The 13,839-nt window shown below is 74.3% G+C and carries 14 protein-coding genes and 1 pseudogene; 7 read left to right on the top strand and 8 right to left on the bottom strand.

Annotated features, from left to right (window positions below; all coding sequences use genetic code 11):
• Positions 1–94: 94 nt before the first annotated feature.
• Together AC0HI0_RS14370 and AC0HI0_RS14365 are read left to right on the top strand one after the other, a co-directional pair.
• Positions 95–1,192: a calcium:cation antiporter gene (locus tag AC0HI0_RS14370; RefSeq protein ID WP_480932846.1), complete on the top strand. Its 1,098-nt coding sequence runs from the start codon at positions 95–97 to the stop codon at positions 1,190–1,192.
• A gap of 32 nt (positions 1,193–1,224) precedes the next feature.
• Positions 1,225–1,356 carry a hypothetical protein gene (locus tag AC0HI0_RS14365; protein ID WP_480932845.1) on the top strand — a complete coding sequence of 44 codons (132 nt, stop codon included), beginning with the start codon at positions 1,225–1,227 and terminating at the stop codon, positions 1,354–1,356.
• Positions 1,357–1,520: 164 nt separating this feature from the next.
• Here the strand turns inward: AC0HI0_RS14365 and AC0HI0_RS14360 are convergent, their stop codons facing one another.
• The 3 genes from AC0HI0_RS14360 to AC0HI0_RS14350 form a co-directional block, all read right to left on the bottom strand.
• Positions 1,521–1,856, bottom strand: a complete 336-nt coding sequence (locus AC0HI0_RS14360; RefSeq protein WP_480932844.1) for a hypothetical protein — start codon at positions 1,854–1,856, stop codon at positions 1,521–1,523.
• A gap of 116 nt (positions 1,857–1,972) precedes the next feature.
• Positions 1,973–3,190: a 4-hydroxybenzoate 3-monooxygenase gene (locus tag AC0HI0_RS14355; protein ID WP_480932843.1), complete on the bottom strand. Its 1,218-nt coding sequence runs from the start codon at positions 3,188–3,190 to the stop codon at positions 1,973–1,975.
• 116 nt (positions 3,191–3,306) lie between these two features.
• On the bottom strand, positions 3,307–4,680 hold the full coding sequence (locus AC0HI0_RS14350; protein ID WP_480932842.1) for an MFS transporter: 1,374 nt from the start codon (positions 4,678–4,680) through the stop codon (positions 3,307–3,309).
• A gap of 117 nt (positions 4,681–4,797) precedes the next feature.
• Between AC0HI0_RS14350 and AC0HI0_RS14345 the strand changes: the two genes are divergently transcribed.
• The gene (locus AC0HI0_RS14345; protein WP_480932841.1) at positions 4,798–5,682 is read left to right on the top strand and encodes a LysR family transcriptional regulator; all 885 of its coding nucleotides are present in this window, start codon (positions 4,798–4,800) and stop codon (positions 5,680–5,682) included.
• Between the two features lie 45 nt (positions 5,683–5,727).
• Here AC0HI0_RS14345 and AC0HI0_RS14340 read toward each other — a convergent pair whose 3' ends face one another.
• Positions 5,728–6,780, bottom strand: a complete 1,053-nt coding sequence (locus AC0HI0_RS14340; protein WP_480932840.1) for a S1C family serine protease — start codon at positions 6,778–6,780, stop codon at positions 5,728–5,730.
• 111 nt (positions 6,781–6,891) lie between these two features.
• A complete protein-coding gene (locus AC0HI0_RS14335) occupies positions 6,892–7,395 on the bottom strand; it encodes a GtrA family protein (RefSeq protein WP_480932839.1) in 504 nt (167 codons plus the stop codon).
• 235 nt (positions 7,396–7,630) lie between these two features.
• On the opposite strand from AC0HI0_RS14335, the gene AC0HI0_RS14330 reads away from it, so the two are divergent.
• Positions 7,631–8,443: a S1 family peptidase gene (locus AC0HI0_RS14330; protein ID WP_480932838.1), complete on the top strand. Its 813-nt coding sequence runs from the start codon at positions 7,631–7,633 to the stop codon at positions 8,441–8,443.
• Between the two features lie 46 nt (positions 8,444–8,489).
• Here AC0HI0_RS14330 and AC0HI0_RS14325 read toward each other — a convergent pair whose 3' ends face one another.
• Both AC0HI0_RS14325 and AC0HI0_RS14320 read right to left on the bottom strand, forming a co-directional pair.
• Positions 8,490–8,996: a GNAT family N-acetyltransferase gene (locus tag AC0HI0_RS14325; RefSeq protein ID WP_480932837.1), complete on the bottom strand. Its 507-nt coding sequence runs from the start codon at positions 8,994–8,996 to the stop codon at positions 8,490–8,492.
• Positions 8,997–9,029: 33 nt separating this feature from the next.
• Positions 9,030–9,281 (bottom strand): hypothetical protein, encoded by a 252-nt coding sequence (locus AC0HI0_RS14320; RefSeq protein WP_480932836.1) that lies wholly within the window; start codon positions 9,279–9,281, stop codon positions 9,030–9,032.
• A gap of 222 nt (positions 9,282–9,503) precedes the next feature.
• Between AC0HI0_RS14320 and AC0HI0_RS14315 the strand changes: the two are divergent.
• Positions 9,504–9,814, top strand: a pseudogene (locus AC0HI0_RS14315) (hypothetical protein); the annotation flags it as partial.
• Positions 9,815–9,922: 108 nt separating this feature from the next.
• Here AC0HI0_RS14315 and AC0HI0_RS14310 read toward each other — a convergent pair.
• Complete coding sequence (locus tag AC0HI0_RS14310) at positions 9,923–11,239, bottom strand: sodium:proton exchanger (protein ID WP_480932835.1); 1,317 nt, start codon at positions 11,237–11,239, stop codon at positions 9,923–9,925.
• A 349-nt stretch (positions 11,240–11,588) separates the two neighbouring features.
• On the opposite strand from AC0HI0_RS14310, the gene AC0HI0_RS14305 reads away from it, so the two are divergent.
• Positions 11,589–12,044, top strand: coding sequence for an STAS domain-containing protein (locus tag AC0HI0_RS14305; RefSeq protein ID WP_480932834.1), 456 nt, complete (start codon positions 11,589–11,591; stop codon positions 12,042–12,044).
• A 103-nt stretch (positions 12,045–12,147) separates the two neighbouring features.
• On the top strand, positions 12,148–13,752 hold the full coding sequence (locus tag AC0HI0_RS14300; protein ID WP_480932833.1) for an MFS transporter: 1,605 nt from the start codon (positions 12,148–12,150) through the stop codon (positions 13,750–13,752).
• The last annotated feature ends 87 nt before the right edge of the window (positions 13,753–13,839 follow it).

Genomic DNA, 13,839 nt, shown 5'->3' with positions numbered 1-13,839 from the left:
CCTGCCTGGTCTACGGTGTAGACCTGCGGCCGCCACGCGCCCGTGGTACCGCGCGCGACGTGCGAGGTCCGGCGGATGGTGTCAGGGTTGGCGGATGATCGCTGTGTCTCGCCTGCGGCAGGTGTCCTGGACCGAAGTGGTCCCGGTGTTGGGTGCGGTGGTGCTGGCCCTGGCCTGGGGGCGTGATCTGGGCGCGGTGCTGGTGACCATCGTCGCGGTGGTGCTCGCGGGCACCGTGCTCGCGGCCGTGCACCACGCCGAGGTGGTCGCGCACCGCGTCGGCGAGCCGTTCGGGTCGCTGGTGCTCGCGGTCGCCGTGACGGTGATCGAGGTCGCGCTGATCGTGACGATGATGATCTCCGGCGGGCCGGACACCGCGTCGCTGGCCCGCGACACGGTGTTCGCCGCCGTCATGATCACCACCAACGGCATCGTCGGGTTCTCGCTGCTGGTCGGCGCGTTCCGCTACGGCGTGACGCTGTTCAACCCGGAGGGCAGCGGCGCGGCGCTGGCCACCGTGGCGACGCTGGCCACGCTGTGCCTGGTGCTGCCGACGTTCACCGCCAGCACCCCCGGCCCGGAGTTCTCCGCCTCGCAGCTCGCCTTCGCGGCCGTGGCCTCGCTCGCGCTGTACACCACGTTCGTGCTGACCCAGACCGTGCGGCACCGCGACTTCTTCCTCCCGGTCACCGCCGAGGGCGAGCCGGACGCCGAGGAGCACGCGTCACCGCCCTCGACCAAGGAGACCTGGATCAGCCTGGCGCTGCTGATGGTCGCGCTGGTCGTGGTGGTGGGCCTGGCGAAGGTCGAGTCGCCCGCCATCGAGGCCGGGGTGAAGGCGGCCGGGTTCCCGCCCTCGTTCGTCGGCGTGGTGATCGCGCTGCTGGTGCTGCTGCCGGAGACGTTGGCCGCCGGCCGGGCCGCCCGCCGCGACCGGGTGCAGATCAGCCTCAACCTGGCCTACGGCTCGGCCATGGCCAGCATCGGGCTGACCATCCCGGCCATCGCGCTCGCGTCGGTGTGGCTGGACGGGCCGCTGTCGCTGGGCCTCGGGGCGACGCAGATGGTGCTGCTCGGGCTCACCGTCGTGGTCAGCGTCCTCACCGTGGTGCCCGGTCGGGCGACCCGGATGCAGGGCAGCGTCCACCTGGTGCTGCTCGCGGCGTTCCTGTTCCTGGCGATCAACCCCTGACCGCACGCGGCCGGGCGGGCGAACTCCGGCCGGTGGCCGGGGACGCGTCCGGCGGCACGTTCTTCGTGTGCGGCGGACCGGTGCTGTACGCGAGGCGCGTGCCGGACCTCGACGCCATGCGCGCCGCGTTCGAGTCCGGCCACCGGAGGTGCTCGCCCGGCTGAGCGCGGCGCTGACCGGGCTCTCGCCCGCCTACCGCCTGCTCGACGAGGAGGGCGACGAGCACGAGGCACTGTGACCCCTGCCGGAAGTCCCGTGCCGGCAAGGGTTGCGGTACGCCGACGGGCCGGCCCCCGGAGCGGGAGCCGGCCCGTCGTCCCCCCTCGCGTCAGCAGGTGCTCGCGCCGTCGAACCGGCGCGGGACCTTGGCCACCTTGCTGGTGAGCGTCCAGCCGGCCCGCACGGTGGAGCACGAGCCGTCCGACCCGTTCGCCCAGATGATCTTCAGGTTGAGCGACCGGCCGCAGTCGTTGCGGGCGTGCCCGGTCTGCGTGATCGTGCCCTTGGTGACCCACACCGTCACGCACGACGGCGCGTTGCCGTACACCTCGACGTCCCCCGCCGGGTCGCCCGCCGCCGCGGCCGAGCCGCCCAGCAGACCCGTCGCGACCGCCCCGGCCGCGACGACGACCGCCGCGCGCCGCCCGATGTCGTTGAACCGCATCTCGTAGTCCTCCCCTGACTGTGGTTCATCCCCTCCGGCCCCCGAGAGCGCCGGTGAGTGCAGGTTAGGGACCGGCGGCGGCTGCCCGTGACGGTCGATCACCCCACAAATCCCGGTTACGCCGTGCCCGCCATCGACGCGGCGAAGGCCCGTGCGGCGGCGGGGGAGGTGAACAGCCGGTCGAGCCGGGCCCGCGCGAGCCGCCACCGGAACGGCCCGGCGGTGGCCACGTCCGCGCCGTGGAACACGACGTCGCTCAACCACCGGGAGAACTCCTGGTCGTGCCACACCCGGCGCAGGCAGGTCGCGGAGTACGCGCGCAGCGGGCCGGTGTCGTCCTCGCGCACCGCGGCGGACAACGCGCGCGCCAGCACGTCCGCGTCGGCGATCGCCAGGTTCATCCCCTTGCCGCCCATGGGAGGCACGATGTGCGCGGCGTCGCCGACCAGGAACAGCCTCCCGTGCGCCATCGGGTCGACCACGAAGCTGCGCACGTCGATCACCGCTTTCTCCACGATCGGGCCGTCGGTCAGCCAGTCGTCGGTCAGCCGCAGCCGCAACTGCTCCCACACCCGCTGGTCGGTCCACTCCGCCAGGTCGTCGCCCGGCGCGCACTGGAGGTAGAAGCGGCTGGCTCCCGGACCGCGCCCGAAGTGCGCGGCGAACCCGTGCGGGCTCAGCGCGAGCAGCGGGTGGGCCGGCGGCGGCGAATCGGCCAGCACGGTGAACCACCCGACGTCGTCGGCGTGCCGGTAGGTGGTGAGGGCTTCGGGCGGGACGCTCGCCCGGCTCACCCCGTGGAACCCGTCGCAGCCGGCCACGTAGTCCGCGTCGACCCGGTGCGCCACGCCGTCCGCGTCGCGGTAGGTGACGTGCGGCCGGTCGCCGTCCACGTCGTGCGGCGTCACGTCGGCCGCCGCGAACCGCAGGTCGCCGCCGTCCTCCAGGAACGTCGAGATGAGCCGCCGCACCAGCAGTTGCTGGGGGATCAGCCGACCCGCCCGCCCGTCCGAGTGCGCGTCGACGTCGAACATCCGGGATACCCCGTCGACCCGGAACTCCAGCAGGCCCGACCGGGGCGCGCCCGCCATCAGCCGGTCGCCCAGCCCGGCCCGCAGGTAGACCTGCTCGGCGGCGTGGTCGACGATCCCGGCCCGCTGCCGCCCCTCGACGTGCCCCCGCGTGCGCCGTTCGAGCACCACGCAGCCGATCCCGTTGCGGTGCGACAGGTTCGCCACGGTCAGCCCCGCCACCCCCGCACCCACGACCACCACGGTCGTCCCCTCGCGCGCGCCGTCCACCGCCACCCCTCCCGAGTCCGGATCCACCGCCACGCTAGGCCCGCGCGCCCCGCTCCACTTCGCGCATACCGGTGGTCCACCCCACGCGATGAGGTGACTCCCGGTGCAACCCCCGCCGCGACCCGGCCGACCTCGTCGCCGACCGGCGTTCACGTCCGGCGCGACCGCAGCCGCGCCCCGACGACCACGGCCAGACCGAACGCCACGCCCGCCGAGGCGATCGCGAACGTCCAGTGCGTCGCCCGGGTCACGTCCGCCGCGGACGCCGTGGCGACATCGCCGGCGACCGAGGCGAAGATCGCGCCCATGACCGACGCGCCGGTGATGAAACCCAGGTTCCGGGACAGGTTCAACGTCCCCGAGACCAGGCCGCGCCGGCTCGCGGTGACGTCCTTCATGACGGCGGTGTTGTTGGCCGCCTGGAACAACGCGTAGCCGGCCGTCACGACCACGAGCGGCAGCACGTACCCCAGGACACCGGCCGAGGTGGGCGTCACGGCCAGTGCGGCGGTACCGGCGATCACGCCGCCGAGCCCGACGACCACCGTCGTCGCGGTGCCGAAGCGGTCGGCGGCGCGGCCCGCCGGGATCCCGGCCAGGGCGGCCACCACCGGTCCGGCGGACATCACCAGGCCCACCAGCGCCGGGGCCAGGCCGAGCGCCCGCGCCAGGTGGAACGGCCCGACCACGAACGTGGTCATCACGACCGTCGAGACCAGGGCGTTGGTGGCGAGGCTCGCGGTGAACCCGAGGTCGCGCAGCATCGACAAGGACAGCAGCGGTGCCGGGACCCGGCGCTCGACCACGACGAACAGCACCAGCCCGACGGCGGCGACGACCAGGCCGGGCGTGCCGCCGTCGACCGTCATCGCCAGCGCGTACGCGCCCAGGGTGCCGGCCAGCAGCGCCGTGCCCGCGAGGTCGAACCGGCGGGGCCCGGGAGCCGGCGCGGAGGCGGGCAGCGCCCGGACGACCAGCACCAGCGCGAGGGCGCCGAGCGGCACGCCGACCAGGAAGATCGCCCGCCACCCGAAGCCCGCGACCAGGAAGCCGCCGAGGGTGGGCCCCAGCGCGGTGCCGACCGCGGACATCGTGCCGAGCAGCCCCATGACCCGGCCGGTGCGGTCCGGGGCCACGGTCTCGCCGACCAGGGCCATGGTCAGCGCCATCATGGCCGCCGCGCCGACGCCCTGGACCGCCCGCGCGGCGACCAGGGCCGGCAGGTTCGGGGCGAGACCGCACAGCAGCGTGGCGAGGGTGAACACGGCGGTGCCGCCGAGCAGCAGCCTGCGGCGGCCGACCAGGTCGCCGAGTCGGCCCGCGCCGACGATCACCGTGGTGACGGCCAGCAGGTAGGCGATCACCACCCACTGGACCTCGCCGAACGACGCGTCGAGCGCGGTGGCGATGTCCGGCAGGCCGACGTTGGCGATGCTCGTGCCCAGCGAGGGCAGCACCGTGCACAGCGCCAGCGCGGCCGGCGCCCGGCTCCGGGACTTCGCGGGAACGGTCGTCGGTGTCAACAGGACTCCTCGGGTCGAAGGGGGCGCTTCGACGCTAAGTCCCGAGGTGGGCCGGCGGAAGGCGCAAAGATGGCAATGAACATGTGCACCGGACGCCAGGTGTGGCAGCCTGGAGGCATGGCCCGACCCGACCTGAACCTGCTGGTCACGCTGGACGTGCTGCTCGACGAGGGCAGCGTCACGCGGGCCGGCGAACGGCTCGCGCTCAGCCCGTCGGCGATGAGCCGCGCGCTGGCCCGGCTGCGCCGGGCGACCGGTGACCCGCTGCTCGTGCGGGCCGGTCGCGGGCTGGTCCCCACGCCGCGCGCCATCGAGTTGCGCGACCGGGTGCGCGGCCTGGTCCGGGAGGCCGAGGAGGTGCTGCGGCCCGCCGCCCGGCTGGACCTGGCGACGCTGGAGCGGTCGTTCTCGCTGCGGGCGAGCGACGGGTTCGTGGAGCGGTTCGGTCCCGCCCTGGTGGCCGTGGTCGGCGCGGTGGCGCCCGGCGTGCGGCTGCGATTCCTCCAGAAGTCGGCGCAGGCCGCCGGGGCGTTGCGCGCCGACGAGATCGACCTGGAGACGGGCGTGGTCGACCGGCCCCTGCTGCCGGACGTGCTCGACGCGCCCCTGTTCACCGACCGGTTCATCGGGGTCGTGCGCGGTGAACACCCGTTGAGCACCGGGACGGTGACGGCGGCCCGGTACGCGGCGGCGCGCCACGTGCACGTCTCCCGGCGCGGGCTCACCGAAGGGCTGGTGGACGTGGCGTTCCAGCCCGGCGGGCGGCGGGACGTGGTGACCGTCGTGGAGGGGTTCGGCGCGGCGCTGGCGCTGGCCCGCGCGTCCGACCTGGTCGCCACCGTGCCGGAGCGCTACACCGAGACCCTGCGGGCCGGGATGCACCGGTTCGAGCTGCCGTTCCCCGCACCGGAGGTGACGGTGTCGCTGCTGTGGCACGCCCGGTTCGACGCCGACCCGGCGCACCGCTGGCTGCGCGAGCGCGTGCGGGAGGTCACCGCGTGAGCGCCGGGCGGGCCTCCCCGCCGCGATCGGTCCACAGCGGACCCGCTACAGCTCGCCCAGGGTGACGTCGACCTTGCTGGTGTCGTTGCCGCGCAACACCGTCACCGTGGCCCGCTCACCCGGCTTGCGGGACGCGAGCACCCGGTTCAGGTCGGCGATGGTCGGGGTGTCGGAGCTGCCCACCTTCGTGATCACGTCGCCCGCGCGCAGACCCGCCTGCTGCGCCGCCCCGCCCGGCACCACCGAGACCACGCCGACCCCGACGTCCTTGCGGTTGCGGTCGATGACCGTGCGGCCGGTGATGCCCAGCGCGGCCCGGCCGGACTCGGTCACCTTGCCGTCGCGGATGATCTGGTCGGCGATGCGCTTGACGGTGTTGACCGAGATCGCGAACCCGATGCCGGGCGCGGCCCCGCCCAGCTGCTGGTCGGTGGCGGCCAGGGTCGGGATGCCGATGACCGCGCCCGACATGTCCACCAGCGCGCCGCCGCTGTTGCCGGGGTTGATCGCGGCGGAGGTCTGGATCATGTCCGCGATGGTCGTGCCGGGTGAGGCGGCGCTGCCGGGTTCGGCGACCGTGCGGCCCAGGGCCGAGACGATGCCGTTGGACACGCTGCTCGACAGGCCGAGCGGGTTGCCCATCGCGAGCACGAGCTGGCCGACCCGCAACTGCCCGGAATCGCCGAACTTCGCGGGCGACGACGGCAGCGACCCGTCCACCTTGATCACCGCCAGGTCCTCCGGCGGGTGGCTGGCGACCAGCGTCGCCGAGTGCGGGGTGCCGTCGTTGGCGAACGACACCTGGAACCGGGTTTCGGTGCCGACGACGTGCGCGTTGGTGACGATGTGGCCCTTGTCGTCGTAGAGCACGCCCGAGCCCAGGCCTCCCTCGGTGTTGATCTGCACGACCGACGGCAGGGTGTCGTGCACGACCTGCTCGTAGCCCTGCTCCAGCGAACTCGCCGCCGGCGACGCCGACGCCTCGATCGTGGTCGACCGGCCGTTGCCGGTACTCGCGGTGTCGGCGGGGGTGCAGCCCGCGATCAGCGCCGCGCACGCGACTCCCGAGCCGATCCGCGCCACCAGGTTTCGGTCCACAACGGCCTCCCGCGCACGCCCGGATTCCCTTGTGGACGCTAGGTGACGGCGGTGGGACCGGCCACCCGGCCCACCGGATTCACCCGTCCGGACGTCCCCGGCCGGGCGGCGTCAGCGCGCGTCGGCGTCGCGGAAGATGACCCAGCGCATCACGCAGTACATGTAGACGGCCTCGCACATCCCGGCGAGCACGCGCGACAGGTGGTACTGCACGCCCAGCGCCGCGAGCCCGCTGCCGACGCCGAGGATGAACGCCAGGTAGTTGATCAGGACGGCGACCGCGTACCGCACGGCCTGCGGGCCGACCGGGGCGTGCGAGCGGAAGTTCATCGCGCGGTTGAGCACGAAGCTCAGCCCGAACGCCAGGACGTAGGCGACCGTGAAGCTGACCGCCACCGGCAGCCCCAGCACGCTGTGCAGCAGCGTGAGCAGCAGCAGGTCGACGCCGAACGTGAAGCCGTTGATCACCGCGAAGCCCAGCAGGCTCGCCGGGACGATCCGCGCCAGGCCGAACGGCAACCGGCGGACGACGGCCGCCATCAGCGCGTGGAACCGCTGCCCCCGGTCGGGCCCGGACTGGGTGGCGCTGGTGTTGGCCTGGTCACCGACGGTCATGCCGTGACGGTGGCACACCCGGGTTAACGCAACCTTGTCGGGAGCGGGCGGATTGGGTGATCGTTTGCCGACCACGACGCGTCCGGCCGCCGGGCGTCGAGGTGGTGCCGGCACCACCACCGGGGTCGCGCGGCCACCACCGCGCACCGACCGGTTGCCCTGATGGCGTCCGTCCACAGTGCACGGACATGCTCGTCCTGATCGATTTTCCGGACGAAGGACGAGCATGCCGAAAATGAACGCCGTGCGCCGAAACCTGATGCGGGCGGCCGGTGTCGCACTCGTGGTCGGGTTCTGCGCGACGGCGATGTCCAGCAGCGCCCAGGCCGTCGTCAACGGGAAGGAGTCCACCGAGCGCTATTCGTTCATGGCCTCGATCCCGGAGTCCGTGCCCGCGTTGGGCGGTGTCGGGGGCGTCTGCGGGGCGGCGCTGATCCACCCGCGCTGGGTCGTGACGGCGGCGCACTGCGTCGACCCGGAGGGCACCGGCGCGGTGCCGGACGGGATCGTGCGCGTCGGCAGCGACCGGCGGACCTCCGGCGGCGCGGTCCGCGCCATCGACCACGTGGTGCGGCACCCCGGCTACCGGCTGGGGCAGCCGAACCGGAACGACATCGCGCTGGTGCGCCTGGACCGCCCGGTCCCGCAGCGGCCGATCCGGATCGCCGACGGGCCGGGCGCGCCCGGCACCCCGACCCGGCTGCTCGGCTTCGGCACCACGCTGGACACCGTCGACATCACCAAGGCGGTGTTCCCCGACCGGCTCCAGCAGCTCGACACCCGCCGGGGCGCGGAAGCGGAGTGCTCGCCCGGCTACGCGGACCCGACGCGGCTGTGCACGATCAGCCGGGTGCCGAACGCCATGGCGTGCGTCGGCGACTCCGGCGGGCCGCAGGTCCGGCGCGGCGCGGGTGGCCGGTGGGAGCTGATCGGCACCACCTCCGGCCCCGGTGACGCGGACGCGGTCTGCGCGAACGGACCCGGTCTGTACAGCAACGTGCCCGCCCACGCCGACTGGATCCGCCGGACGGTCCGCGGCGACCGCTGACCCCCTCCGGTGCGCCCGGTGCCCGTCGCGGGTGCCGGGCGCCCGGTCACGTGCCGGGTTCGGCGATCTCGATCCAGTACCGGCGCACCGGGCCGTACTCGGTGTCCCGGACCTCCTCGAAGACACCCCCGGCCCGCTCGATCGTGGCGGCCGAGGCGACGTTGCCGGTCGCGCAGACCACCAGCACCCGGTCGAGCCCGACCCGCCGCGCCTCGTCCAGCATCCGCCCCAGCGCCCACCCGGCCAGCCCCCGCCGGCGCGCGGTCGGCCGGACGCCGAAGCCGATGTGCCCGGCCCAGCGCACGTGGTCGTCGAACTCGTGCCGCAGCGCGATCCCGCCGAGCACCCGGCCGTCCTCGACGATCCACCGGCACGTGGCGCGGCCCGACTCGGCGGCCAGCCGGGCCACCCAGGCCGCGAACCCGTCCGGCGTCTCGACCTCGTCGGTCGCCGCCAGCCCGAAACCGTCCTCGTGCAGGCCCGGCCCCCACTCGGCGTGCGCGTCGAGCCAGGCGCGGTGCAGCGTGGTGGTGGGTGCGATCAACTCGGGCACACCTCGACCTTAGCGAGCGGCCGGCCGCCGCGCTCACGCGATCGCGCAGGCCAGGTCCTGCCTGGCGAACAGGCGGGTCAGCGCCCGCGGGTCGTCCTGGGCGCAGACGTCGGCGACCTCGTCCACGAGCAGGTCGTAGTCCGGGCCCGTCCGGCCCTCGTAGGCGGCGGTCATCCGACCCCGCTCGTCCCACGGCAGCACTTCCCGCTTGCAGAGCGCGGCGAGGTCGCGGACGGCGTTGCCGCTGATCTCGGCCGGACCCCACGCGTGGTCGACCCCGGACACCCCGAACCTCCGCCCGTCCACCAGGCCCCGCCGGTAGCGGGCCCACGCCTCGCCGCCGGTCCGGCAGGTCCGCGATCAGCGGGAGCTGTGCCGGGTGCAGGCTGGTGAACGGTCCGGGCCGGGAGTAGTCGAGCACGTCGTGCATGTCCGGACACGCCAAGCGCTGTCACGTGACTCGGTGGTGGGGTCGTCGGGACGGATCGTGGATCATGATCGGGTGCAGTGGACGGCACCCTGGTGCCCACCCGCGACCACCGCCTGGCCGCCCGGTCGAAGAACCATTGCCACTCCACGAACCCGCAGGTCGCCATCGACGCCGACGCCCGCCTCGTGATCGCCACCGGCGAACCGCAACCCGGCAACCGCAACCCGGCAACCGCAACCCGGCAACCGCAACCCGGCAACCGCAACGACGGCACCGTCCACCGCGACTCCGGCATCGCCGACATGCTCGACGGCCGACCCGTCACGGCCGACGGCGGCCACCAGGGCAACCCCGACGTGATCACGCCCTCCGCACACCCCGCGACGGCCCGCACCGAACACGCCCGGCCCGCATGAGGAACCGGACCATCCCGCTACGTGACCCCTTGAGGGGACGTCGTGGGGGAGCCCGTCGTCTTCCGGGGACCACGTCCGGTTCAGGACCGTCGCGCCAGCTCGGAGAACGGGGTGCGCAGGCCGTCGCGCACGGTGCGCAGGGCGGCGCGGCGGTGGCGGCCGAGCAGGCCGAGGGCGAGCACGAGGTAGAGCGCGGACAGGCCGATGACGACGAACCTGTTGGCCTGCGCCGGGAGCGCGATGCTCGCCGTGAACTGGACGGCGAACAGCGCGAACAGGGTCACCGCGCCGGACGTGGTGAGCGCCAGGTCGGTCAGGATGCTGACGGCGAACAGCGACTGGGCGGCGGTGATCAGCAGTTCCAGCCGCTGGTGGTCGTCGAGGGGCAGCCCGTGCCCGCCGCCGCCGGACAGCGCGAACACCGCCGGGACGGTGCCGACCAGCAGCGTCCACTGGTTGACCTTGCTGGACAGCAGGGTGCCCAGCGACTGCGACGCGGTCAGGCGGGCCGCGTAGAGGCAGGCCACGATCAGCTCCGGCGATTCGCTCGCCAGCGGTGCCACCCACTGGACCAGCAGGAACTCGTCCACGCCCAGGCCGGTGCCGGCCCGCACCAGGCTGGTCGCGAAGTGCTCGGCGGTGGCCAGGATCACCAGGCCGGCCGCCGTGAACATCCCGACCACCCACCACCGCCTGGCGTGGCGGGCCTTGCCGCCCACCCACGCCGACACGCCCAGCAGGTGCGGTTCCTCGACGGGGGCCTTGGCCAGCCGCCACACGTACCCGACGAACACGGCCACCAGCACCGCCCCGTCCAGCACGGTCAGCGACGACCGCAGCGGCAGGCTCAGCGAGTACAGGGTGGCGATGCCGAGGAACACGACCTCGGCCGACATCACCGGCGGGAGCACCACCCGGCCCCGGTGGGTGGACGTGCTGTCGTGCTTCGCGCGCCGCACCGCGACGGCGGCCACGAGCACCACCAGCGGCCAGCCGATGCCGACCAGCACCCGGTTCGCGCCGGTCATGTTCGCCAGCGCGAGCGAGCACGGGTCGGCCTGGCCCGGTGGTGGCGCGCACGTGCCCTGCTGCGCGTACTCCTGGCCCGCCTGGACGGTGAACACCAGGTCGACGGCGTACTCCGGGAGCACGGCCACGAGCGCCAGCAGCGCGATCGCCACGCCGGCGCTCACGTCCACCTGCGCCGCTTCGGCCGCCCACGAGAGCACGAACGCGGCTCCGACGATCGCGATGCCGAACACGGCGGCGGCCACCGCGTCGGGCAGGTGCGGGTGTGGCAGGCCGAGCAGGTCGGCCACGCCCAGGTACGCGCCGGGCAGGGCCGCCGCCGCGGCGAGCAGCGACCGCGACGGGAAGGCCGGGCGTTCATCGGACAAGGCTCGACCTCCGCGCCTGGTCGCCGACGGCCGTGCCGAGACGCCCGCCCGTGGGCGGTCGGGGCCCGGGGTGGCCGGTCGGGTGTGGCGGTCGGGTACCCCGGTCCTCGCGCCGCACACCCACGGTCAGGTGAACGTGCGGATTGTTCGGCCGCTTGGTGGGTAACCGGGTCCACGGACGAGGGAGGTGCTCGCGCGCACGTCGTGCTGCTCGGAACGCGTCCCGCCGAAGGGTGGTTCTTCCAGGGCCGGAAGCGGGAAACCGGTCCGCTGACGGTGTCGAGCCCCCGGCGCGAGGACAAGATCTCCCCAGACCGTCCACCCGACCGACATGTCACGAGGAGCGATCGTGGGCGACAACGCCGCACAACCAGTCACCGAGCCGAGCCCACCCGAGCCCGGCCCGTCGTCCTGGGCGCGGGTCGACAGCGTCGCCGACGGGCGCGTGGTCCGGGTGACGGTCGGTGGCGACATCGACCAGGCCACCGTGCAGGCCCTCGACGACGGGCTGGACGAGGGCGTGGCGCTGGCCGCCGACACCGGGGCCGACCTGGTCGCCGTCGACCTCGACGCGGCCGGCTTCCTGGCCTCGGTGGGCCTGTCCGCGCTGATCCGCGCCCACCACCAGCTGCACGAGGCGGGCCGCGAGCTGGTCGTGGTGGTCGCCGAGGACCACAGGCTGATCCGCCTGCTGTGGACCACCGCGCTCAACCAGGTGGTGACGGTGGTGTCCTCGGTCGAGGAGGCGCTGGCCGAGCGCGCCGACGCCGCCGGCAGACCGGCCGCGGCGCCCGACCAGGGCTGACGCGGCCGGCCCCGGGTCGCGTTCCGGCAGGTCGGGAGATCGTCGCGGGTGTATGACTGTCCCGGCCGGCACGCACGACCAGGAGCTACCGGAGGGCCATCGCATGGGCGGCGATTCGGCGTGGGCACCGTTGCGGCGGCGGGCCTACCGCGCGCTGTGGCTGGCGCAGTTCGCCTCCAACATCGGCACCTGGGCGCAGACCGTGGGCGCGCAGTGGCTGATGGGCGACCTGGGCGGCGGTGCCCTGGAAGTGGCGCTGGTGCAGGCCGCCACCACCGTCCCGGTGTTCCTGCTGGTCGTGCCGTCCGGCGCGGTGGGCGACATCCTCGACCGGCGCAACGTGCTGATCGCCGGCCAGTCGCTGATGCTCGCCGGCGCGGCCGGGCTGGCCGTGCTCACCGCGGCGGGCGGGGCCACCCCGGTGTCGTTGCTGACGCTGATCGCGCTCATGGGCGTGGGGCAGGCGCTGGCCATGCCGTCGTTCCAGGCGATCCAGCCGGAGTTGGTGCCGCGCGACGAGATCGCGCGCGCGGCGCTGCTCAACGGCGTGAACATGAACGTCGGCCGGGCCATCGGGCCCGCGCTGGGCGGTGCGCTGATCGCGGCGGCCGGGCCGGAGGCCGCGTTCGCCTTCAACACCGTGTCGTTCCTCGGTGTGCTGCTGGTGCTGTGGCGGTGGCGGCGGCCCTCCGACCACCGGCCGCTGGGCGCGGAGCACGTGGTGACCGCCGTGCGGACGGGCGCGCGGTACGTGCGCAGCGCGCCGCTGTTCCGGCGCGTGCTGGTGCGCTCGGTGCTGTTCGTCGTGTTCGGCAGCGCGTTGTGGGCGTTGCTGCCCGCCGTCGCGCGTGGTCCGCTCGGGTTGGACGCGGGCGGGTACGGCGTGCTGCTGGGCAGCGTCGGCACCGGGGCGATCGCCGGCGCGTTCGTCGTGCCCCGGCTGTTGCGGCGCACCGGGAAGAACCTGCTGATCACCCTCGCCACGGTCGCGTACGCGGTGGCGATCGCGGCGGCCGGGCTCACCTCGTCGGCGGTGGTCGCGGTGCCCGCGATGCTGGTCGCCGGGGCGTCGTGGATCGCGGTGCTGTCCACGCTCAACGCCACCGCGCAGGTGCTGCTGCCGGCGTGGACCCGGGCTCGCGCGCTGGCCTACTACCAACTGGTGTTCATGGGCGGGCAGGCCGTCGGCGCGCTGGTGTGGGGCGTGGTCGCCGACGTGCTCGGGGTGCGCGGCGCGATGGTCCTGCCGGCCGCGGCGATGGTGCTGGTGGTGGCCGTGGCGGCGCGCGCGCTGCCGCTGACCGAGCGGCAGCTCGACACGTCCCCGGCGAGCCTGTGGGACGCGCCGCCGGAGATCGCCGACGTCGGGCGCGGGCCGGTGCTGGTGACCGTGCAGTGGCGGGTCGACGGCGCGCGGGCGGCGGCGTTCGTGGCGGCCATGCGCAAGGTCGGCCGCTCCCGCAGGCGCACGGGCGCGACGCTGTGGGGCCTGTTCCGCGATTCCGAGGACCCCGACGTCTACCTGGAGACCTTCACCGTCGCCACCTGGCAGGAGCACCTGCGCCAGCACCTCGAACGCGGCACCGGCACGGAGGTCGAGGTGGAGCGCACCGCGCGGGACCTCGCCGTCGCCCCGCCCGTGGTGCGCCACCTGCTCTGGGCCGACGACCTGCCCGTGGTGGAGCAGGAGGAGGACGAACCGGCCTGAGCCGCGTGCGAACCCGGGCGCACGGCAGGGATCAAGCGCTCCACGGCCGCGCGAGGCGCGGCGTCCGACCAGGCGGGCATCGCGCGG

This window comes from Saccharothrix sp. NBAS 001, assembly GCF_056640475.1.
Note: the sequence above shows the minus strand (reverse complement) of the source record. Positions and strands in the feature narration are given on the sequence as shown.

What these genes read in the sequence shown, in the direction of transcription:
- AC0HI0_RS14370 (WP_480932846.1), top strand. Translation starts at nt 95, where the DNA reads ATGATCGCTGTGTCTCGCCTGCGGCAGGTGTCCTGGACCGAAGTGGTC.
- AC0HI0_RS14360 (WP_480932844.1), bottom strand. Translation starts at nt 1,856, where the DNA reads ATGCGGTTCAACGACATCGGGCGGCGCGCGGCGGTCGTCGTCGCGGCC.
- AC0HI0_RS14345 (WP_480932841.1), top strand. Translation starts at nt 4,798, where the DNA reads ATGGCCCGACCCGACCTGAACCTGCTGGTCACGCTGGACGTGCTGCTC.
- AC0HI0_RS14335 (WP_480932839.1), bottom strand. Translation starts at nt 7,395, where the DNA reads ATGACCGTCGGTGACCAGGCCAACACCAGCGCCACCCAGTCCGGGCCC.
- AC0HI0_RS14330 (WP_480932838.1), top strand. Translation starts at nt 7,631, where the DNA reads ATGAACGCCGTGCGCCGAAACCTGATGCGGGCGGCCGGTGTCGCACTC.
- AC0HI0_RS14300 (WP_480932833.1), top strand. Translation starts at nt 12,148, where the DNA reads ATGGGCGGCGATTCGGCGTGGGCACCGTTGCGGCGGCGGGCCTACCGC.